The organism is Megasphaera sp. AF13-6AC, from assembly GCF_027685385.1.
GTDB classification, from domain to species: Bacteria; Bacillota; Negativicutes; order Veillonellales; family Megasphaeraceae; genus Megasphaera; species Megasphaera micronuciformis.
The window spans coordinates 1-627 of record NZ_JAQCUN010000317.1 but is presented as its reverse complement, the minus strand read 5'-3'; the positions used below and the strand labels follow the sequence as shown (position 1 = coordinate 627).

At 44.3% G+C, this 627-nt stretch carries 2 protein-coding genes; both read left to right on the top strand.

What is annotated here, in order from left to right; genetic code table 11:
* A partial coding sequence (gene grpE / locus PGX78_RS09120; protein ID WP_270446647.1) for a nucleotide exchange factor GrpE occupies positions 1–494 on the top strand: 494 nt, incomplete at its 5' end.
* Positions 495–526: 32 nt separating this feature from the next.
* The coding region (locus PGX78_RS09115; RefSeq protein WP_270446649.1) for an Hsp70 family protein at positions 527–627 on the top strand (101 nt) is incomplete at its 3' end.

Here is a 627-nt window from a genome sequence, read left to right as displayed (position 1 = left end):
TAGATGATACGGCACAGACAGAATCTCAAGACGCGGGTCAGACGGACGGGGCTGAAGCCAAGGCTCAAGAATTTCAAGAGAAGTTCATGCGTCTGCAGGCCGATTTTGCAAATTATAAAAAGCGCTCTTCAGCCGAACGTTTGCAAGTAGCCGGCGTTATCAAGGGAGAACTCATCAGTACGTTACTTCCTGTAATGGATAACTTTGAACGGGCTTTAAACGTACCGCAAGAAAAGCAAAGTGAAGAAGTAAGACCTTTTATTGAAGGATATGAAATGATTTACAAACAATTGGCCGGAGTTTTGGAAAAGGCGGGCGTCCGTAAGATTGAAGCTCTTGATAAACCTTTTGATCCGAACTACCACCAGGCGGTCATGAGAGTGCCTGCCGAAGGGGTAGCTAACGATACAATCGTAGAAGTGTTGCAAGACGGATATCTTTTAGGAGATAAAACGCTTCGACCGGCCATGGTAAAAGTAGCATTTAACGGTTAAATAATCGTGTATATATTGAGGAGGAATTCAGAATGGCAAAAGTTATAGGTATTGATTTAGGTACGACAAACTCCGTAGTCGCTGTTATGGAAGGCGGCGAACCTACGGTTATTACCAACTCGGAAGGTTCTCG